The sequence below is a fragment of the Streptomyces sp. Act143 genome (assembly GCF_003143935.1).
In the GTDB taxonomy this organism is placed as follows: Bacteria; Actinomycetota; Actinomycetes; order Streptomycetales; family Streptomycetaceae; genus Streptomyces.
On record NZ_QFRX01000001.1, the window covers coordinates 6253640 to 6272882 of the forward strand.

Here is a 19243-nt window from a genome sequence, read left to right on the forward strand (position 1 = left end):
CGCGCAGTTCCCCGCGCCCCTAGGCGGGCTTCAGTCCCCTCAGGGTCAACATGAGCAATCTGTCCGCCAGGGCCTCGTCCCCCGGGCTCTCCTCCGCCGCCAGTGCGATCGCGTGCGTCAGCTGGAGCAGGTCGCCGATCGCCACTTCCGGCCGGACCGCCCCCGCCTCCTGCGCTCGCCGCAGCAGCGCGCCGCCCGCCTCCCTGATCGGGTCGCTGCAACGCGCCAGGGCCGATCCGTCGTCGGACGTCACCGACATCAACTGCCTTGCCAGGCCCCGGTATTCGCCCGCGTGCGTGACGATCTCGCGCAGCCAGGTCACCAGGGCCGCGCAGGGGTTGGGGTCGGCCAGCAGCTCCCGGGAACGCGCCAGCAGGTCTGCCACCGCCTCCTCGAACACCGCGCTCAGCAGCGCGTTGCGGTTGGGGAAGTGGCGGTAGAGGGTGCCGATGCCGACGCCCGCGCGTCGTGCCACGTCCTCCAGGGACGCCTCCGCGCCATGGGCGGCGAAGGCCGTGCGGGCCTCGGTGAGGAGGCGTTCGTAGTTGCGGCGGGCGTCGGCGCGCATGGGGCGGGCCGGTGCCGGAGCCGCCGGAGTCGCCGGGGCCCCCGCGCTCCCCGCGGTCTCCTGTGAGGTCGCGCCCACCATGGCTCCCACCTGCTCTCTCGCACGCCCCCGATATGCCTCCAGGATGCCATCGGAGACGGCCCTCCGGGCTTGCCGGGGGCCGCTCAGGACGTACCTTCTTCTCGGGGACGCCCTTCTCGGGGCTTCCCCTGACATCTCAGGACTTCTCATGGCGAGAGCAGCGCCGGGAGAGTGCGTATGGAGATCGCCGGAGCGGACGCGCGGCGGGTGCTCGGGATCGCGAGCGAGCTGGCGGACGCCGGGTCGGAGCGAGAGTTGCGGGAGCGGGCCCTGGGGGCGCTGATGGAGCTGATCCCGGCCGACGCGGGGCAGGCCTACCGGCTCTCCGTCGACGGGAGCGGGGTGTCCGCGCTGTCCGTGCCCGAGGACTCCTTCCACGCGGACCCGATGGTGATCTACGACCATCCGCTGGACCACCCGCTGACCGAGGTCATGCTGGAGACCCCCACGTCACAGGCCTGGCGGGTCAGCGACGTCGTCGGGGACCGGCAGTGGTGGCGCACCCACTGCTACAACGCGGACTTCCGGCCCTTCGGGCTGCGCCGGCACCTGGTGGCGACCGCCGGTTCGGGCGCGGGAGCCGTCGAGGGGTACGCGCTGGTCAGGTCCGGCGCCGACTTCAACGAACGGGAACGCGACCTGCTCGGCCTCGCCCAGCTCCAACTGACCGGCCTGGAACGGCGGCTGGCCGAACGGCAGCGGCTGCTCGCGCTCTCCGCCGCGGCCCTGGCCCTGGCCGCGAGCCACGGCTGGGGCGTGGCGGCGCTCGGCGAGGACGGCCGGCCCGAGCCGCTGAACGCCCTCGCCGCCGAACTCCTCGCCGTCGTGCGGGACGATCCCCGGAGGGGGCAGGAGCGGCCGTTCACCGTCCGGGACGTCGAGGTGCGGCCCGTGCCGCCGGACGCCCCCGGACTGCCCGCCCTGCTCCTCCTGCGCGACCTCGCCCGGGGCCGGACCCTCGCCCGGCTGCTCGGGGTGACCGAGCAGGAGCACCGGACGCTGCGCCACCTCCACGACGGCCGTACGGCGACGGAGGCGGCCCGCAGGATGGGCCTGTCGCCGACCACCGTGCGCGGCTACATCGCCTCCCTGCACCGGAAGCTGGAGGCCGGTCACACGGCGGCGCTGCTGCGGCGGGGACGGGATCTCGGACTGCTGAGCGACTGAGCGCGCCCGCCGCAACCCCTCAGAATTGACGGATGGTCACCGGCCGGGTCCTCTCGGTTCACTGGCTTGAGGCGCTCCGCACGACGCGACCTCAGGGGGACCCTCATGGCCACTACCTCGTCACATCCGCCCACCACCACAGAGGCGCCGTCCGCCGGGACCGCGCGGCGGCTCGCGGGGCTCGCGGCCGTGCTGGGGCCGCTGCTGTTCGCGGCGGCGTTCCTGATCAGTCCGTACGACACCAACGCCGACGCGGACGAGATCGCCCGGGTGATCGCCGCCCACCAGGGAGCCACGGAAGTGTCCGTGTGGCTGTGGACGGCCGGGACCCTCGTCATCGCCCCGGGTCTGGTCGCCGTGGGGATGCTCGCCACCGCGCGATCCGCCCGGCTCGGCCTGTGGGGCTCGGTCCTCTTCGGCACCGGGCTGCTCGCGATCACCCTGACCCCGTCGCTCGACACCGTCGCCCTCGGCGCGCTCGACAAGGGAGTCGACGTCAGCACCCTCGCGAAGGTGGCGAAGGGCACCGACGACCTGGTCGTGGTGGGCGTGCCGGTCCTGTACTTCGTCGCCGCCCACGTCATCGGCGCCGTCCTGCTCGGTGTCGCGCTGCTGCGCACCCGGACCGTCCCGGCGTGGGCCGCCTGGCTGCTGATCCTGTCCATGCCGCTCAACGTCGCCGGGTTCGTCACCGGCGTGGAGCCGGTGACCGTCCTGTCGTTCGTGATGCTCGCCGTCCCCTTCGGCTGTGCGGCCCTCGCCTTCGTCCGCCACGGCACGGGCTGGGTGCGCGGCACCTCCTGAACCACTGCCTCGGGGGACCCCCTTGGACCACTGCCTCGGGGGAAGACGGAGCGCCCGGCGGACTGACTGCTCCAGTCCGCCGGGCGCCCCGGGATGTCGTACGAGAGTCTCCGTACGGTCAGTCCTTGATCTCGCAGATCGCCGCGCCGGACGTGATCGACGCGCCCACCTCCGCGGACAGGCCCTTGATGGTGCCGGACCTGTGCGCGTTGAGGGGCTGCTCCATCTTCATGGCCTCCAGGACGACGACCAGGTCGCCCTCCTTGACCTCCTGGCCCTCCTCGACGGCGATCTTGACGATCGTGCCCTGCATCGGGGAGGCGAGGGTGTCGCCGGAGGCCACGGGGCCGGACTTCTTGGCCGCGCGGCGCTTGGGCTTGGCGCCCGCCGCGAGGCCGGTGCGGGCCAGCGACATGCCGAGGGAGGACGGCAGGGAGACCTCGAGGCGCTTGCCGCCGACCTCGACGACGATCGTCTCGCGGTCCTTGTCGTCCTCGTCCGTCTCCGCGTCGGCGGGGGCGGCGAAGGGCTTGATCTCGTTGACGAACTCGGTCTCGATCCAGCGGGTGTGAACCGTGAACGGGTCCTCGCTGCCGGTCAGCTCCGGGGCGAACGCCGGGTCCTTGACCACCGCGCGGTGGAACGGGATGGCCGTCGCCATGCCCTCGACCTGGAACTCCTCCAGGGCGCGGGCCGCGCGCTGCAGCGCCTGCTCACGGGTGGCGCCGGTGACGATCAGCTTGGCCAGCAGGGAGTCCCAGGCCGGGCCGATGACCGAGCCGGACTCGACGCCCGCGTCCAGGCGGACGCCCGGGCCGGCCGGCGGGGTGAAGGCGGTGACGGTGCCGGGGGCCGGGAGGAAGTTGCGGCCCGGGTCCTCGCCGTTGATGCGGAACTCGAAGGAGTGGCCGCGCAGGACCGGGTCGCCGTAACCGAGCTCCTCGCCGTCGGCGATGCGGAACATCTCGCGGACGAGGTCGATGCCGGCGACCTCCTCGGTGACCGGGTGCTCCACCTGGAGACGGGTGTTGACCTCCAGGAAGGAGATCGTGCCGTCCATGCCGACCAGGAACTCGACCGTGCCGGCGCCGACGTAGCCGGCCTCCTTGAGGATGGCCTTCGACGACGAGTACAGCTCGGCGACCTGCTCCTCGGACAGGAACGGCGCCGGGGCCTCCTCGACCAGCTTCTGGTGGCGGCGCTGCAACGAGCAGTCACGGGTGGAGACGACGACCACGTTGCCGTGCTGGTCGGCCAGGCACTGGGTCTCCACGTGCCGCGGCTTGTCCAGGTAGCGCTCGACGAAGCACTCGCCCCGCCCGAACGCGGCCACGGCCTCACGGACCGCGGACTCGTAGAGCTCCGGGACCTCTTCCAGGGTCCGGGCGACCTTCAGACCACGGCCGCCGCCGCCGAAGGCGGCCTTGATCGCGATCGGCAGGCCGTGCTCCTCGGCGAAGGCCACGACCTCCTCCGCGCCGGAGACCGGGTCCGGCGTACCGGCGACCAGCGGCGCGCCGGCGCGCTGGGCGATGTGCCGGGCGGCGACCTTGTCGCCGAGGTCGCGGATGGCCTGCGGCGGCGGGCCGATCCAGATCAGGCCCGCGTCCAGGACCGCCTGGGCGAACTCGGCGTTCTCGGACAGGAAGCCGTAGCCCGGGTGGACGGCGTCGGCACCTGACTCCCGTGCCGCGTTCAGGATCTTGTCGATGACCAGATAGCTGGTGGCCGGGGTGTCACCGCCCAGAGCGAACGCCTCATCCGCGGCGCGGACATGCAGAGCGTCCCGGTCCGGGTCGGCGTAGACGGCCACGCTCGCGATACCGGCATCCCGGCAGGCCCGGGCCACGCGGACAGCGATTTCGCCACGGTTGGCGATGAGCACCTTGCGCACGATTGAGGCTCCCTCCTTGAAACAAGCCGAGTTTAGGGACTGCCGACACGGCACTTCGACCCGTCCCCAATGGTGAGCTTGCCCACACGGAGCGTGATTCGAGGCTCGCTCGACCCGCGAAATCCCTTGTCGCGCTTCGGTACGCAGGACTCCTCCGGAAAACCCTAGCCCGCCCCTGTGGTCAAGGTCTCTGTCACCACGTGCTGCGGGCCACTCTGTTTCTTTGTGGAGTCCCTACGAATGGCCCAATGATTCTTTGCCGTTCGCAGAACCCTTGTCCCACGGTTTACCCGTTAGTAGCGTTCGCGCTGTATCGAACGTACTTGGGGTAACCAGGGCTCGGCTTGAGAGTGGGTGGGGACCGGTGGTGCGCAGACCGGTGGCGTGGATCGTGGCGGTCGTCCTCTTCGTGGAGGCGTTCGGGATCGCGGCGGTCAACTGGTTCCTCGGGGTGGTCGTCGACCGTCAGGACATGTCCCTCGCCGGCCTCGACCCGGACATGATGTCGGTCTCGTCGAAGGTCGGCGGCATCGTCTTCGGCCTCTACTTCGCCCTGTGCGGTCTGGTGGCACTGCTGGTGGCGCTGCGCAACCGGCCGCCCGCCGGCTTCGGCCGCATCCTGCTGATCAGCGCGGCCGTGGTGCACGCCCTGCTGGGCGCGTTCGCCTGGGGTCTGCTGGGCCCGGCCGAGTTCGTGTTCATGGTGGTCGTGCTGGCGCTGATCGTGCTGCTCCTGATGACGTACGACAGTCCTCAGGAGCCCGCCGACGCCGTCCCCGGGGACCCCAAGGGGGACGGCGGCGCCAAGGGGGGCGCGGACCCCGTCACTTCTCCGCCGGCGCCCACAACTCCGTGATCCGCACGCCCAGTTCGGCCAGCAGCCTGCGGACCAGGGGCAGGCTGATGCCGATCACGTTGCCGTGGTCGCCGTCGATGCCGTCGATGAACGGCGCGCTGCGGCCGTCGAGCGTGAACGCCCCGGCGACGTAGAGGGGTTCGCCGGAGGCGACGTACGCGGCGATCTCCTCGTCGGTCGGCTCGCCGAAGCGGACGACGGTCGAGGCGACGGCCGAGACGTACCGGCCGGAGACGGTGTCGTAGACGCAGTGGCCGGTCTGGAGCGTCCCCGCGCGCCCGCGCATGGCCTTCCAGCGGGCGGTGGCCTCCTCGGCGTCCGCGGGCTTGCCGAGCGCCTCGCCGTCGAGGTCGAGCACGGAGTCGCAGCCGATCACGATGGCGCCCTTGATCTCGGGCTTCGCCGACACCACGGAGGCCTTCGCCTCGGCGAGCGCGAGGGCCAGTTCGGCGGGGGTGGGGGCGCTGACGGCGTCCTCGTCGACGCCGCTCACGATCACCTCGGGGGCCAGCCCGGCCTGCCGCAGCAGGTTCAGCCGGGCGGGGGACTGGGAGGCGAGGACAAGTCGGCGGCGCGGCTGATCAGTCATGCGGTCAGGGTATCGGCGGCCGTCATTTCGTGCCGAGCACGAGCATCGCCAGCAGCATGGCCAACGCCAGGAACAGGCCCAGTCTCCGCAACATCTCCTGCATGTCGCGCAGTTCCTTGGGCGGTTCGTTCTCGGGGTCGGACCAGAGCATGGGGCCAGCGTGCGCGGGCGGGGCGGGGCGGCGCCTGAGTACGCGTACTCAACTTCACCAAAAGGGTCTGGAGTTCCATTACTGTGTCTATCGTTAAAGGAACTTCAGTCCCGTTTGGAAGGTCGTGCTGCCATGTCCACCGACGTCTGGACCACCGTCTGGGCCGCCTCGCCCCAGCTCCCGAGCGAGGGCTTCACCCCCAACTGGTCGCGGGAGGGCTTCTGGCGGCAGTCGCTGCGGCAGGTCGTCCCGCTGAGCGGCGGCGGGGAGCGGGTGCGGATACGGCTGTCGAACGCGTACGGCACCTCGTCGGTGCGGGTCGCGGGGGCGAGCGCGGGCGGGCGGAGGCTGAGCTTCGGGGGCCGCCCGGACGTGGCGATCCCGGCCCGCGGGGAGGCCGTCAGCGACCCGGCCCGACTCGCCGTCGCCGCGGGGGAGTCGGTCGCCGTCACGCTGTACTTCGACGCGGCGACCGGGCCCGCGACCTTCCACGCGCAGGCGTTCGCGACCAGCCATCGCGGGGAGGGGGAACTGCTGGAGTCCGCCGACGGCTTCGACGCGGTCTCGGAGTCCTGGTACTTCCTGAGCGCGGTGGAGGCGGACGCCGGACGCGGCGACGGGGTGGTGCTGTTCGGCGACTCGATCACCGACGGGTTCGGGTCCACGACGGGCGCCGACCGGCGGTGGTCGGACGCGCTGGCGAGGCTGACCGGGCGGCCCGTGCTCAACGCCGGGATCGGCGGGAACCTGCTGCTCAACGACTCCGCGTGGTACGGCGAGAAGGGCGTCCACCGGTTCGGGCGGGACGTCCTCAGCCAGGCCGGGGTGGACACGGTCGTCGTCCTGCTCGGGCTGAACGACATCGGCTTCAGCGAGGCCGGCGAACAGCCCACGTACCGGCCCGCCCCGGTGGTCGAGGCGGACGAACTGATCGCCGGGTACCGCGCGTTGATACGGCAGGCCAGGAGCCGGGGCCTGACGGTCGTGGGCGCCACCCTGCTGCCCTTCGGCGGCTCGGACCACTGGGGCGGGCACGCGGCCGAGGTGAGCCGTGAGGTGAACGAGTGGATCAGCCGCGCGGGGGAGTACGACGCGGTGGTGGACCTGCACCGGGTGATGGCCGATCCGGCGGACCCGGACCGGCTGCACCCGGCGTACGACTTCGGCGATCACCTGCACCCGAACGACAAGGGGTACCAGGTGATGGCCGAAGCCCTGGCGGCGGTTCTCCAGCCGGTCGTCTAACCGGGCCAGTACGTACGTGCCCAGGTCGACGGCCCCGGCTGGGGGAGCCTGCGGGTGGCGATGCGGGACGGGTCCGACCACCCGTCCCGCGGCTGGGGGGCGCCGGACGGCGCTGCCGCTGCCGCCGCGGCGCGGGCTCTGACCACCGCCAGGGCGGCGGCCAGCTCCTCAGGGGTCGGGTTGCCCCGGACGACCTTGATGTTCACAGCGACTCCTTACAGGGGGATGTTGCCGTGCTTCTTGGGCGGCAGCGACTCGCGCTTGGTGCGCAGCTGGCGCAGGCCGCGGACGATGTGGTGGCGGGTGTCGGACGGCATGATCACGGCGTCGACATAGCCGCGCTCGGCCGCGATGTAGGGGTTGAGGAGGGTGTCCTCGTACTCCTGGATCACCCGGGCCCGGGTGGCCTCGACGTCATCCGCCTCGGCGATGGTGCGCCGGTGCAGGATGTTGACCGCGCCCTGGGCGCCCATGACCGCGATCTGGGCGGTGGGCCAGGCCAGGTTGAGGTCGGCGCCCAGGTGCTTGGAGCCCATGACGTCGTAGGCGCCGCCGAAGGCCTTGCGGGTGATGACCGTGATCAGCGGGACGGTCGCCTCGGCGTAGGCGTAGATCAGCTTCGCGCCGCGGCGGATGATGCCGTCGTGCTCCTGGTCCACGCCCGGCAGGAAGCCGGGGACGTCGACGAAGGTCAGCACCGGGATGTTGAAGGCGTCGCAGGTCCGCACGAACCGGGCCGCCTTCTCGGACGCCTTGATGTCCAGGCAGCCGGCGAACTGCATCGGCTGGTTGGCGACGATGCCGACCGGGTGGCCCTCCACGCGCCCGTAGCCGGTGACGATGTTCGGCGCGTACAGCGGCTGGGTCTCGAAGAACTCGGCGTCGTCCAGGACGTGTTCGACGACCGTCTTGATGTCGTACGGCTGGTTGGCGCTGTCCGGGACGAGGGTGTCGAGCTCGCGGTCCTCCTCGGTGACCGTGAGGTCGGCCTCCTCCGGGTAGACCGGCGCCTCGGAGAGGTTGTTGGACGGCAGGTACGACAGCAGCTGCTTGATGTACTCGATGGCGTCCTTCTCGTCCCCGGCCATGTGGTGGGCCACGCCGGAGACGGCGTTGTGGGTGCGGGCGCCGCCGAGCTCCTCGAAGCCGACGTCCTCGCCGGTGACGGTCTTGATGACGTCCGGGCCGGTGATGAACATGTGCGAGGTCTGGTCGACCATCACCGTGAAGTCGGTGATCGCCGGGGAGTAGACCGCGCCACCCGCGCACGGGCCCACGACGAGGCTGATCTGCGGGATGACCCCCGACGCGTGCGTGTTCCGGCGGAAGATCTCACCGTAGGCGCCGAGCGAGGCGACCCCCTCCTGGATGCGGGCGCCGCCGGAGTCGTTGATGCCGATGACCGGGCAGCCGGTCTTCAGCGCGAAGTCCATGACCTTGACGATCTTCTGGCCGTACACCTCGCCGAGCGCCCCGCCGAAGACGGTGAAGTCCTGCGAGAACACGGCGACGGGGCGGCCGTCCACCGTGCCGTACCCGGTGACGACCCCGTCGCCGTACGGGCGGTTCTTCTCCAGCCCGAAGTTGGTGGAGCGGTGCCGGGCGAACTCGTCCAGCTCGACGAACGACCCCTCGTCGAGCAGCAGCTCGATCCGCTCGCGCGCCGTCAGCTTGCCCTTGGCGTGCTGCTTCTCCACGGCGCGTGCGGAGCCGGCGTGCGTCGCCTCGTCGATGCGGCGCTGGAGGTCCGCGAGCTTGCCCGCGGTGGTGTGGATGTCGATCTCTTCCGGCTCGGCCATCGGGTCGCGGCTCCCTGCCTGCTCAAAAGGGGGGACGGTTACTCATCCGTAGAGTAGTGGCGGGCCCACCCATCAGCAGTGCGGCGTAGGACACACCTAGGGTGGCTTGCATGACGCCGCGAGATGCTTCAGACGACAGCCGCTGGTCCGACCTGGACCGTCCTCCGCTCAATGTCACCGCGCTGCGGCGTGGTCTGGTGCGCGAGGGCGGGCTGTGGCGCGAGGTGGAGGTGGTGCAGCGCACCGGCTCCACCAACAACGACCTGGTGGGCCGGGCCGTCAAGGGGGACGCCGGGGAAGGGGCCGTCCTCGTCGCCGAGGAGCAGTCGGCGGGGCGGGGACGGCTCGACCGTCAGTGGACGGCGCCGGCCCGTTCGGGGCTGTTCTTCTCGGTCCTGCTGAAGCCGGCGGAGGTACCGGTGGCGCGGTGGGGGTGGCTGCCGCTGCTGACCGGCGTGGCCGTGGCGACCGGGCTGTCGCGGGCCGCGGGGGTCGACACGGCACTCAAGTGGCCCAACGACCTGCTGGTGACCGTGGGCGGCGAGGAGCGCAAGGCCGGGGGCATCCTCGCGGAGCGGGCCGGGGAGGACGGGATCGTCGTCGGGGTCGGCATCAACGTCACCCTGCGCGAGGACGAGCTGCCGGTGCCGGCGGCCGGCTCGCTGGCGCTGGCGGGGGCGGTGAGCACGGACCGCGATCCGCTGCTGCGGGGCGTGCTGCGGGCGCTGGAGGAGTGGTACGGGCGCTGGCGGGCGGCCGGGGGCGATCCGACGGTCAGCGGGCTTCAGGAGACGTATGCGGCGGGGTGCGCGACGCTGGGGAGGACGGTGCGGGCCGAGCTGCCGGGGGACCGCTCGATCACCGGGGAGGCGGTGGCCGTGGACGGCGACGGCCGTCTGGTGATCGCGACGGAGAACGGCGTACAGGAACCGGTGGGGGCGGGCGACATCGTCCACTTGCGACCGGCGTGAGCCGACGGCTCCTCGGGGGCGCGGGGCGGTGCCATCAGCGGCTCCGCCGCTGGGCGCGACCAGCCGCAACGCGCCCGCGGCCGGCAACGCATCCGCAGCCACCCCCTCCTTCGGCTCCACGGGAGTGAGCTACCGCACACCTGCCGTAAAGTGAAGGCCGGTCGATACCTGGCCGTGGCAGATCGGAAGGGCAGCAGGCGTGACCGTCGACGACACGGGTTCCGGCGCGGACTCGAACGGCGCCGACCCCGCAGGGGCCCCGCACCCGCTCGCCGTGCGTCTCGAAGCGCTGATCCTCGGTGCCGAGCGGCGCTACACGCCCTTTCAGGCGGCCCGTACCGCCGGTGTCTCCATGGAGCTGGCCACCCGTTTCTGGCGGGCCATGGGCTTCGCCGACGTCGGACAGGCCAAGGCCTTCACCGAGGCGGACGTGCTCGCCCTGCGGCGCCTCGCCGGTCTCGTCGAGGCCGGGCTGCTCAGCGAGGCGATGGCCGTGCAGGTGGCCCGGTCCACCGGGCAGACCACCGCCCGCCTCGCCGAGTGGCAGATCGACTCGTTCCTGGAGGGGCTGACCGAGCCGCCCGAGCCCGGCATGACCCGTACCGAGGTGACGTACCCGATCATCGAGCTGCTCCTGCCCGAGCTGGAGGAGTTCCTCGTCTACGTCTGGCGCCGCCAGCTCGCCGCCTCCGCCGGACGGGTCGTGCAGGCCGCCGACGACGAGGAGATGGTGGACCGGCGGCTGGCGGTCGGCTTCGCCGACCTCGTCGGGTTCACCCGGCTCACCCGGCGGATGGAGGAGGAGGAGCTCGGCGAGCTGGTCGAGGCCTTCGAGACCACCGCCGCCGACCTGGTCGCGGCCCACGGCGGGCGGCTCATCAAGACCCTCGGCGACGAGGTGCTCTACGCCGCCGACGACGCCGGTGTGGCCGCCGAGATCGCGCTGCGCCTCATCGAGACCATGGCGAACGACGAGACCATGCCCGAGCTGCGCGTCGGGATCGCCTTCGGCACGGTCACCACACGGATGGGCGATGTCTTCGGCACGACCGTCAATCTGGCCTCCCGGCTGACCTCGATAGCTCCCCGCGACGCCGTCCTCGTCGACACCGACTTCGCCCAGGAGCTGATCCGCACCGCCGAGGCGCCGGCCTCGGAGGCGGAGGCCGCCGAGGCCGCGGCCGCCGCCGAGAAGGAGGGCGAGGAGCCGCCGACGTACCGCTTCGCGCTCCAGCCGATGTGGCAGCGGCCGGTGCGCGGGCTGGGCGTCGTCGAGCCGTGGCTGCTGACGCGGCGGAGCGAGCCCGCCTGACGCCGTCGGCTCAGTGGCTCAGCGGCCCCACGCACAGGCCGATGACGGGCACGCACACCCCCACGCCACCGCCGGGCTGGCCCGGCTGCGGGGTCGGGGTCGGGGCCGGTGCGGGCGGGTTCGTGCTCTGACTCGGTGCCGGGGACGGCGTACGTGTCGCCGTCGGTGTCGGCGTCGGGGCGGGCCGCGGGGCCGCGCCCGTCGGATCCGGGGCGTCCGGGATGGTCGTGGGACCCGGGGCCGCCACCGTCCCCGCCGGTGCCGAGGGCCGCGGTACGAGACTCACCCCCGTGGTCGGCGCCGCGCTCGCCCCGCCCATGGCCGAGGTCGCCGACGGGCTCACCTTCGGGACCGCCGCGACCGTGGCGGCGGCGTTGGCGGACCGGTCCGTGCCGGAGCCCGGGTGCGGGCCGCCGAGGTGGGGCTCGGCCTCCGCGGTGCCGAGCCCGCCACCGCCCAGAGTGCCGTCGGGGGCCATGCGTACGAGGCTCAGCGTGCCGGCCGCCACGGCCAGTCCGCCGACGGCGAGCAGGACCTTGCGGGGGCGGGGCCGGCGATGCCGGCCGCGCGAGCCGAAGAGACGTTGCGGCACGGCGTCGACGGCGTCGGGGACCGCGGCCCCGGCGGCCGTGTCCTGTGTGTCCGTCGTCGTCATGGCGACCCTCCCCGATATGTCCGCCGATACCGCGCCCGCTGCGCTCACGCCCCCTGTGCGCCGTGGCGGAGCGCACGCTATGCGCTCCCGTGGGCGAGGGAGCCGGAGTCGGGCGGGATGTCACTCGAACGGGGTGTCGGGCGCTGACACGGGAACGCGCGCCGTGCGGCGGCCCGCCCTTTCGCCCCCGGGGCCGGACTGCGATGATCGGCCCCGGTGAAGTCTGTTAACCCACGTTAACTGGAGGGTGTCATGAGCGAGGAACGGTACGGGGAGTTCGTGCTGGTGCGGCGGCACGGACACGTCGCGGAACTCGCCCTGGACCGGCCGAAGGCCATGAACGCCGTGTCCACTGCGATGGCCCGCTCGATCGGCGCCGCCTGCGCCGCGCTGGGCGACGACCGGGACGTACGGGCGGTCGTGGTGACGTCGACCCACGAACGGGCGTTCTGCGTCGGCGCCGACCTCAAGGAGCGGAACTCCTTCACGGACGCCGATCTGGTCCGGCAGCGGCCCGTCGCGCGCGGCGCCTACACCGGTGTGCTGGAACTGCCCGTGCCGACCGTCGCCGCCGTCCACGGCTTCGCGCTGGGCGGCGGCTTCGAGCTGGCCCTGTCCTGCGACCTGATCGTGGCCGACGGCACGGCCCTGGTGGGGCTGCCGGAGGTGTCGGTCGGGGTGATCCCGGGCGGCGGGGGCACACAGCTGCTGCCGCGCCGGGTGGGTGCGGCCCGGGCGGCCGAGCTGATCTTCACGGCCCGCCGGGTGGAGGCCGCGGAGGCGCGGGAGCTGGGCCTGGTGGACGTCCTGGTGGAGAACGGCCGGGACCGGGAGGAGGCGCTGGCGCTGGGCGCCCGGATCGCCGCCAACTCGCCGGTGGGGCTGCGGGCGGCGAAGAAGGCGCTGCGGCTCGGGCACGGCCTGGACCTGCGGGCCGGCCTGGAGGTGGAGGACGCGGCGTGGCGGTCGGTGGCGTTCTCGGGGGACCGGGCGGAGGGCGTGGCGGCTTTCAATGAGAAGCGGAGCCCGCAATGGCCGGGCGAGTGAAGGGCCTTCAGGGGCGCGGGGCCGTGTCGGTTTACGGCTCCGCCACGCGGCGCGACCAGCACCCACGCACCCGCAGTCGCCGGCCGGCCCGACCCCGCCGTCACCCTTCGCGCCCTCCCAACACCGCTTATCACCCAAAACATCCCTAACCTGGAGCAATGGCGGAGGACACGCGGCTCACGGCAGTCGTCGCGCTGGCGCAGGGCATGGCCGCGGCCCACGGCTCACGGGAGGCGTGGCGCGCGGCGGCCACCGGCGCCTGCCGTGCCCTCGGCGGGAGCTTCGCCGCGCTGTCCGTCTGGGAGCGCGAACTCGGCCGGCTCCGCGTCCTCGTGAACGTCGGGGACCGCGCCCCCGACGAGGAGGAGTTCCCCGACGCCGAGGCCTACCCCGTGCACCAGTTCCCGGAGATCACCGAGTTCCTGCACGAGCGGTGGGCCGGGGGCGGCGAGCCCAACGCCTGGGTGGAAACGGCCGAGGGACCGGCCGCCGGAGTCCGCCCCGGGTACGTCCATCAGCGCGTCGCCGCCCTGCGCAGGAGAGGCCGTGGCTGCTGTGTCGTCGCGCCGATCGTCCTCAACGGCCGCGCCTGGGGTGAGCTGTACGTCGCCCGCCCGGCCGGTGAGCCCGTCTTCGGCCGGGCCGACGCCGACTTCGCCACCGTGCTGGCCGCCGTGGTCGCCGCCGGGATCGCGCAGGCCGAGCGGCTGGAGGAGGCGAGACGGCTGGCGTTCACCGACGCCCTCACCGGGCTCGCCAACCGCCGCGCCGTCGACGTACGCCTCGACGAGGCCATCGAGCGGCACAAGCGGGAGGGGGTCGTCGTCAGCCTCGTCGTCTGCGACCTCAACGGGCTCAAGCGGGTCAACGACACCCTCGGGCACGCCGTCGGCGACCGGCTGCTGGAACGTTTCGGGTCCGTGCTGTCGCTGTGCGGGGCCATGCTGCCGGGGGCGCTGGCCGCGCGGCTCGGGGGCGACGAGTTCTGTCTGCTCGCGGTCGGGCCGGCCGCCGACGAGGTCGTCAAGGCGGCCGACGAGCTCTGCCGCCGGGCCGCGGAGCTGGAGCTCGGGGAGGGCGTGGCCTGCGGGGTCGCCTCCACCGAGGACCCCATCGGGCCGGTGCGCTCGGCCCGCCGGCTGTTCCGGCTCGCCGACGCGGCGCAGTACCGCGCGAAGGCCGAACGCGCCGCCAAGCCGGTCGTCGCGGGGCGGGAAGGTCCGGACGACCCGGTCGTACGGCTTGCGGACGCGCCTTCGGCCGACCGGGAGGCGCGCGGGGAGCGGCGCCGCTTCCGGGGGCGCCGGGTGTGACGTACCAGCGGGTAAGGGGCGAACCCCGCACCCACTCGTGACATCTTCGTCTTCACTGCGTACGCTCCTGAATATGGATATGCACACTGTGGTGGTGGGGACGTCCGGGGTGACCGCGTCCGACGTTCTCGCCGTGGCGCGCGACGGCGCCCGGGTCGAGCTCTCCGCCGAGGCGGTCGCGGCCCTCGCCGCCGCCCGCGAGATCGTGGACGCGCTGGCCGCCAAGCCCGACCCGGTCTACGGCGTCAGCACCGGCTTCGGCGCCCTGGCGACCCGGCACATCAGCACCGAGCTGCGCGCCCAGCTCCAGCGCAACATCGTCCGCTCGCACGCCGCCGGCATGGGCCCGCGCGTCGAGCGGGAGGTCGTACGGGCCCTGATGTTCCTGCGCCTGAAGACCGTCTGCTCGGGACACACCGGTGTGCGGCCGGAGGTCGCGCAGACCATGGCCGACGTACTGAACGCCGGGATCACCCCCGTCGTGCACGAGTACGGCTCCCTCGGCTGCTCCGGCGACCTCGCGCCGCTGTCCCACTGCGCCCTGACGCTGATGGGCGAGGGCGACGCCGAGGGCCCGGACGGGACCGTGCGGCCCGCCGGTGAGCTGCTCGCCGAGCACGGCATCGCGCCCGTCGAACTGCGCGAGAAGGAGGGCCTCGCCCTCCTCAACGGCACCGACGGCATGCTCGGCATGCTGGTCATGGCCCTCGCCGACCTGGACACGCTCTACAAGTCGGCCGACATCACCGCCGCGCTGTCCCTGGAGGCGCTCCTCGGCACGGACAAGGTCCTCGCGCCCGAGCTGCACGCCATCCGCCCCCACCCGGGGCAGGCCGCCAGCGCCGCCAACATGCTGGCCGTGCTGAAGGACTCCCAGCTCACCGGGCACCACCAGGACGACGCCCCGCGCGTCCAGGACGCCTACTCGGTGCGCTGCGCCCCGCAGGTCGCCGGTGCCGGACGCGACACCATGGCGCACGCGCGGCTGGTCGCCGAGCGCGAGCTGGCCTCCGCCGTCGACAACCCCGTCGTCCTGCCCGACGGGCGGGTGGAGTCCAACGGCAACTTCCACGGCGCGCCCGTGGCCTACGTCCTCGACTTCCTCGCCATCGCCGCCGCCGACCTCGCCTCCATCGCCGAGCGGCGCACCGACCGGCTGCTCGACAAGAACCGCAGCCACGGGCTGCCGCCGTTCCTCGCCGACGACGCCGGAGTGGACTCGGGGCTGATGATCGCCCAGTACACGCAGGCCGCGCTGGTGAGCGAGCTGAAGCGGCTGGCCGTACCGGCGTCCGCGGACTCGATCCCGTCCTCCGCCATGCAGGAGGACCACGTCTCCATGGGCTGGTCCGCCGCGCGCAAGCTGCGCACCGCCGTCGACAACCTCACCCGGGTCGTCGCCGTCGAGCTGTACGCCGCCACGCGCGCCGTCGAGCTCCGCGAGGGGCTGACCCCGGCGCCGGCCTCGCGGGCGGTCATCGAGGCCGTGCGCAAGGCCGGGGTGCAGGGCCCGGGGCCCGACCGGTTCCTGGCGCCGGACCTGGCCGCGGCGGACGCGTTCGTGCGCAGCGGGCAGCTGGTGGCGGCGGCGGAGTCGGTGACGGGGCCGCTGCGCTAGGCTGTGCACAGCAGGAAGGGGCCTCGTCGCAGGACGGGGCCCCTTCGGTGGTTCTGCGTGCTTACTTGAGCTTGGCGACCTGGGCCTTGACGACGTCGGCCGGGATCTCGGTCTTGCCGCCCTTGGACAGCGCGGCCAGGTTCACGGAGTAGAACGTGGCCACGGTGTTGCCCTTGCGGACCACCTCGGTGAGGAAGGTGGCCGTGCCCTCGCCGTCCATGTCGACGTCCTCGGCGAACGCCACGGACTCGTCACCGGCGCCGGAGCTCTTCGCCGTGGTGACCTTGGTGACCTTGCTGTTCTCGCCCTCGGCCTTGAGGCCGTAGCCGCCGGAGCAGGCCGTCACGCCGTCGGAGACGGCCTTGAGGGCCTTCTCGGCGCCGTCGCCGTCGTAGGAGGACAGGCCGACGAAGGTGATGCTGACGTCGAAGGCGCCCTCGATGTCGGCCTCGCTGAGCTCCGACGGGTCCTTGGCGGCCGACGGGTTCGCGGTGACGGTGTTGCTGGCGTTGGCGTCCGTCTCGCCCGGGGCCAGCGCGGCCGTCGCCCAGGCGAGCGGGTCGCACTGGGCCTTGTCGGTCTTCACGTCGCTCTTGGACTTGGGGAGGGTGTCGTCGCCCGACTCGACCTCGTAGTCCTTGACGTCGCCCTTGGCGAGCAGCAGCTTCTCCAGCTCGGCGGAGGTCAGTGCCTTCGCGGCCGGCGCCGACGAGGCGGCGGCGGACTCCTTGGCGTCGGTGCCCTTGGCGTCGTCCGAACCGTTGTCGGAGCAGCCGGTGATGAGGGCGAGCGACAGCGCGCTCACGGTGAGCGTGGCCGCTATGCGGGCCCCCGATGATCTCTTCATGAGCGGACTATGAGGTTTTGGTCAAACGTCCGTCAAGTCGATTCAAAAACCGTGACGTTCCCGGCGTACCGAATAAGTGACGAACCCGGCACCGAGTGCGAGGAAGGCGGTGCCGCCGACGACGTAGGGCGTGGTGTCGAAGCTGCCGGTGTCGGCGAGACGGGTGCCCTCGGCGGAGCTCTGGGTGGTGGCGGTGGTCACCCTGGCCTGCTGCGTGACCTGCGGTCTCGCCGGTTCGTCCGGGGTCGCGCCCGCGGACGGGACGAACCACAGGGCGCACAGCAGCGTGCCCGCGGCGGTGGCGGTCAGCAGAGGACGGCGAGCGGATGACACGGAATATCGATCCCCTTGTGGCGCTGGCGAATTGGCCGTGTGGGGAGATGTTAGTGAAAGGCGCGGGTCACGGGAAAGTCACGGGGGAAAAGGGCCGTACTCTCCGGGACATGAGCACTGAAGAGACTTCACGGTTTGTGCGGCTTCGGGTGGAATTGGTGGTGGAGATCGACGACGCGGACGGCGTCACCAGGGCCGCGCTGGAGCGGATCGCCGACGATCCCGAGATGCCGGCCGACGAGCGGGCGCACGCCGAGGGCGCTGTGACGGAAGACACCGCGGAGGCGCTGGCGTATCTCGTCGACCCGTTCGACCTGGTCAGCGAGGTGCCCGGGGTCGAGCTCGTGCAGGCCTCCTGGTCCAGCGAGCGGATCGACTACGACCCGGATTCGCCGGAGTGGGACCTCGACGAGGATGATGAGGACGAGGACGACGAGCAAGAGGCGGCCGGCTGAGCGGTCTTGGGGAATTGATGGCCCCGGACGGCAACCGCCGTCCGGGGTTTCGTCGTCTCAGGGGGCGCGCGAACCGAGACGCGCACCACCCGCCACGGCGGACGTGGTGTGCCCCACACCTTCCAGGAATGTGGAACGGGACGAACCGGTCGTAGCGTTTAGGTTTCATTGACGGGACTCTCGGGTGTGACGGGGGGCTCTCGGCTCTTTGGGGAATCGGCAACGATGGAGAAGCGTGTGATGACGGTCAGTAAGCGGCGCAGGGGCCTGGCGGTCGCGTCCGCACTGCTCGGCGGAGTGCTGGTGCTCTCGGCCTGTTCCGGTGGCGACGACGACGCCTCCGCCGGCGGGAGCAGCGACACCTCGCAGGCCAAGGCCGACGAGGCGGCGGCCAAGGAGACCTCTCAGGCCGACATCAAGATCACGCCCAAGGACGGCACCGACAACGCCTCCATCAACAACTCCGCCGCCGTCACCGTGAGCAAGGGCACCCTCACGGACGTCCGGATGACCACCGCGGACGGCACCGAGGTCAGCGGACAGATATCCGCGGACAAGGCCAGCTGGAAGCCCAGCGCCCAGCTGGAGCGGTCCACCACCTACAAGGTCTCCGCCGAGGCGAAGGACTCCGACGGCCGCGTCGCCCACGAGAACGCCTCGTTCACCACGGTCTCCCCGGCCAACAGCTTCATCGGCAACTTCACGCCGGAGGACGGCTCCACGGTCGGCGTGGGCATGCCGGTGTCGATCAACTTCGACAAGGCGATCACCAACAAGGCGGCCGTCCAGAAGGGCATCACCGTCTCCTCCTCCAGCGGCCAGGAGGTCGTCGGGCACTGGTTCAACGCCAACCGCCTCGACTTCCGCCCCGAGGACTACTGGACCGAGAACTCCACCGTCACGCTGAAGCTCGCGCTCGACGGCGTCGAGGGCGCGGACGGCGTCTACGGCGTCCAGCAGAAGACGGTCACCTTCAAGATCGGCCGCAACCAGATCAGTTACGTCGACGCGAAGACCAAGCAGATGAAGGTCACGCACAACGGCGAGACGATCAAGACCATCCCGATCTCGGCCGGCTCCCCGGAGAACAAGACCTACGAGGGCATCATGGTGATGTCCGAGAAGTTCAAAGAGACCCGGATGAACGGCACGACCGTCGGCTTCACCGACAACGACGGCAAGGCCGAGTACGACATCAAGGACGTGCCGCACGCCATCCGCCTCACCAACTCCGGCACCTTCGTGCACGGCAACTACTGGGGCGCGAAGTCCATCTTCGGCAGCGTGAACACCAGCCACGGCTGCGTGGGCCTCTCGGACACCAAGGGTGCCGACGACAAGGGCACGGCCGGCTACTGGTTCTACAACAACTCGATCATCGGCGACGTGGTCGTCGTCCAGAACACCGGCGACAAGACGGTGGCCCCGGACAACGGCCTCAACGGCTGGAACCTGAGCTGGGCGGACTGGAAGGCCGGGTCGGCGGTCTGACGTACCGCTGAGCAAGCCGAAAGGCCCGCCGGAAGCGAGACGCTTCC

General features: G+C 72.0%; 20 protein-coding genes. 11 read left to right on the plus strand and 9 right to left on the minus strand.

Translation table 11 applies throughout. The features are described from left to right. Nucleotides 1-19 precede the first annotated feature (19 nt). Nucleotides 20-649 carry a TetR/AcrR family transcriptional regulator gene (locus tag DI272_RS28570; protein ID WP_109498087.1) on the minus strand — a complete coding sequence of 210 codons (630 nt, stop codon included), beginning with the start codon at nt 647-649 and terminating at the stop codon, nt 20-22. A 177-nt stretch (nt 650-826) separates the two neighbouring features. Here DI272_RS28570 and DI272_RS28575 point away from each other — a divergent pair, with 177 nt between their 5' ends. Then, a complete protein-coding gene (locus DI272_RS28575; protein WP_109498088.1) occupies nt 827-1816 on the plus strand; it encodes a helix-turn-helix transcriptional regulator in 990 nt (329 codons plus the stop codon). A 105-nt stretch (nt 1817-1921) separates the two neighbouring features. Beyond that, entirely contained in the window at nt 1922-2620 is a 699-nt protein-coding gene (locus DI272_RS28580; protein WP_109498089.1) for a hypothetical protein, read from the plus strand. 118 nt (nt 2621-2738) lie between these two features. Here DI272_RS28580 and DI272_RS28585 read toward each other — a convergent pair whose 3' ends face one another. Beyond that, a complete protein-coding gene (locus DI272_RS28585) occupies nt 2739-4514 on the minus strand; it encodes a biotin carboxylase N-terminal domain-containing protein (RefSeq protein ID WP_109498090.1) in 1776 nt (591 codons plus the stop codon). Nucleotides 4515-4878: 364 nt separating this feature from the next. Here DI272_RS28585 and DI272_RS28590 point away from each other — a divergent pair, with 364 nt between their 5' ends. Further along, nucleotides 4879-5370 (plus strand): hypothetical protein, encoded by a 492-nt coding sequence (locus DI272_RS28590; RefSeq protein WP_109498091.1) that lies wholly within the window; start codon nt 4879-4881, stop codon nt 5368-5370. Here DI272_RS28590 and DI272_RS28595 read toward each other — a convergent pair. After that, complete coding sequence (locus DI272_RS28595; protein WP_109498092.1) at nt 5339-5959, minus strand: nucleoside triphosphate pyrophosphatase; 621 nt, start codon at nt 5957-5959, stop codon at nt 5339-5341. The two genes, DI272_RS28590 and DI272_RS28595, sit on opposite strands and share 32 nt — an antisense overlap. 22 nt (nt 5960-5981) lie before the next feature. Next, nucleotides 5982-6110, minus strand: coding sequence for a morphogenic membrane protein MmpB (mmpB, locus tag DI272_RS45545; protein ID WP_109498093.1), 129 nt, complete (start codon nt 6108-6110; stop codon nt 5982-5984). A gap of 132 nt (nt 6111-6242) precedes the next feature. Here mmpB and DI272_RS28605 point away from each other — a divergent pair, with 132 nt between their 5' ends. After that, nucleotides 6243-7355, plus strand: a complete 1113-nt coding sequence (locus tag DI272_RS28605; protein WP_109498094.1) for an SGNH/GDSL hydrolase family protein — start codon at nt 6243-6245, stop codon at nt 7353-7355. Here the strand turns inward: DI272_RS28605 and DI272_RS28610 are convergent. Together DI272_RS28610 and DI272_RS28615 are read right to left on the minus strand one after the other, a co-directional pair. Continuing rightward, the gene (locus DI272_RS28610) at nt 7352-7561 is read right to left on the minus strand and encodes an acyl-CoA carboxylase epsilon subunit (protein WP_109498095.1); all 210 of its coding nucleotides are present in this window, start codon (nt 7559-7561) and stop codon (nt 7352-7354) included. The two genes, DI272_RS28605 and DI272_RS28610, sit on opposite strands and share 4 nt — an antisense overlap. A gap of 9 nt (nt 7562-7570) precedes the next feature. Further along, nucleotides 7571-9154, minus strand: coding sequence for an acyl-CoA carboxylase subunit beta (locus DI272_RS28615; protein ID WP_109498096.1), 1584 nt, complete (start codon nt 9152-9154; stop codon nt 7571-7573). A gap of 110 nt (nt 9155-9264) precedes the next feature. Between DI272_RS28615 and DI272_RS28620 the strand changes: the two genes are divergently transcribed. After that, nucleotides 9265-10125 carry a biotin--[acetyl-CoA-carboxylase] ligase gene (locus DI272_RS28620; protein WP_109498097.1) on the plus strand — a complete coding sequence of 287 codons (861 nt, stop codon included), beginning with the start codon at nt 9265-9267 and terminating at the stop codon, nt 10123-10125. A gap of 199 nt (nt 10126-10324) precedes the next feature. Next, nucleotides 10325-11437: an adenylate/guanylate cyclase domain-containing protein gene (locus DI272_RS28625; RefSeq protein ID WP_109498098.1), complete on the plus strand. Its 1113-nt coding sequence runs from the start codon at nt 10325-10327 to the stop codon at nt 11435-11437. A 10-nt stretch (nt 11438-11447) separates the two neighbouring features. On the opposite strand, the gene DI272_RS28630 is transcribed toward DI272_RS28625, so the two are convergent. Then, nucleotides 11448-12092, minus strand: a complete 645-nt coding sequence (locus DI272_RS28630; protein ID WP_258314706.1) for a hypothetical protein — start codon at nt 12090-12092, stop codon at nt 11448-11450. Between the two features lie 252 nt (nt 12093-12344). Here DI272_RS28630 and DI272_RS28635 point away from each other — a divergent pair, with 252 nt between their 5' ends. The 3 genes from DI272_RS28635 (at nt 12345) to hutH (ending at nt 16070) form a co-directional block, all read left to right on the plus strand. Continuing rightward, nucleotides 12345-13139 carry an enoyl-CoA hydratase/isomerase family protein gene (locus tag DI272_RS28635; RefSeq protein WP_109498099.1) on the plus strand — a complete coding sequence of 265 codons (795 nt, stop codon included), beginning with the start codon at nt 12345-12347 and terminating at the stop codon, nt 13137-13139. A gap of 158 nt (nt 13140-13297) precedes the next feature. After that, nucleotides 13298-14452 (plus strand): GGDEF domain-containing protein, encoded by a 1155-nt coding sequence (locus DI272_RS28640; RefSeq protein WP_109498100.1) that lies wholly within the window; start codon nt 13298-13300, stop codon nt 14450-14452. A gap of 79 nt (nt 14453-14531) precedes the next feature. Next, nucleotides 14532-16070, plus strand: coding sequence for a histidine ammonia-lyase (hutH, locus tag DI272_RS28645; protein ID WP_109498101.1), 1539 nt, complete (start codon nt 14532-14534; stop codon nt 16068-16070). A 61-nt stretch (nt 16071-16131) separates the two neighbouring features. Here the strand turns inward: hutH and DI272_RS28650 are convergent, their stop codons facing one another. After that, nucleotides 16132-16917 (minus strand): hypothetical protein, encoded by a 786-nt coding sequence (locus DI272_RS28650; RefSeq protein ID WP_109498102.1) that lies wholly within the window; start codon nt 16915-16917, stop codon nt 16132-16134. A gap of 42 nt (nt 16918-16959) precedes the next feature. After that, nucleotides 16960-17250 (minus strand): hypothetical protein, encoded by a 291-nt coding sequence (locus DI272_RS28655; RefSeq protein ID WP_109498103.1) that lies wholly within the window; start codon nt 17248-17250, stop codon nt 16960-16962. A gap of 110 nt (nt 17251-17360) precedes the next feature. Here DI272_RS28655 and DI272_RS28660 point away from each other — a divergent pair, with 110 nt between their 5' ends. Both DI272_RS28660 and DI272_RS28665 read left to right on the plus strand, forming a co-directional pair. Beyond that, the gene (locus tag DI272_RS28660; protein ID WP_109498104.1) at nt 17361-17705 is read left to right on the plus strand and encodes a hypothetical protein; all 345 of its coding nucleotides are present in this window, start codon (nt 17361-17363) and stop codon (nt 17703-17705) included. A gap of 225 nt (nt 17706-17930) precedes the next feature. Beyond that, nucleotides 17931-19196, plus strand: coding sequence for an Ig-like domain-containing protein (locus DI272_RS28665; RefSeq protein WP_109498105.1), 1266 nt, complete (start codon nt 17931-17933; stop codon nt 19194-19196). The last annotated feature ends 47 nt before the right edge of the window (nt 19197-19243 follow it).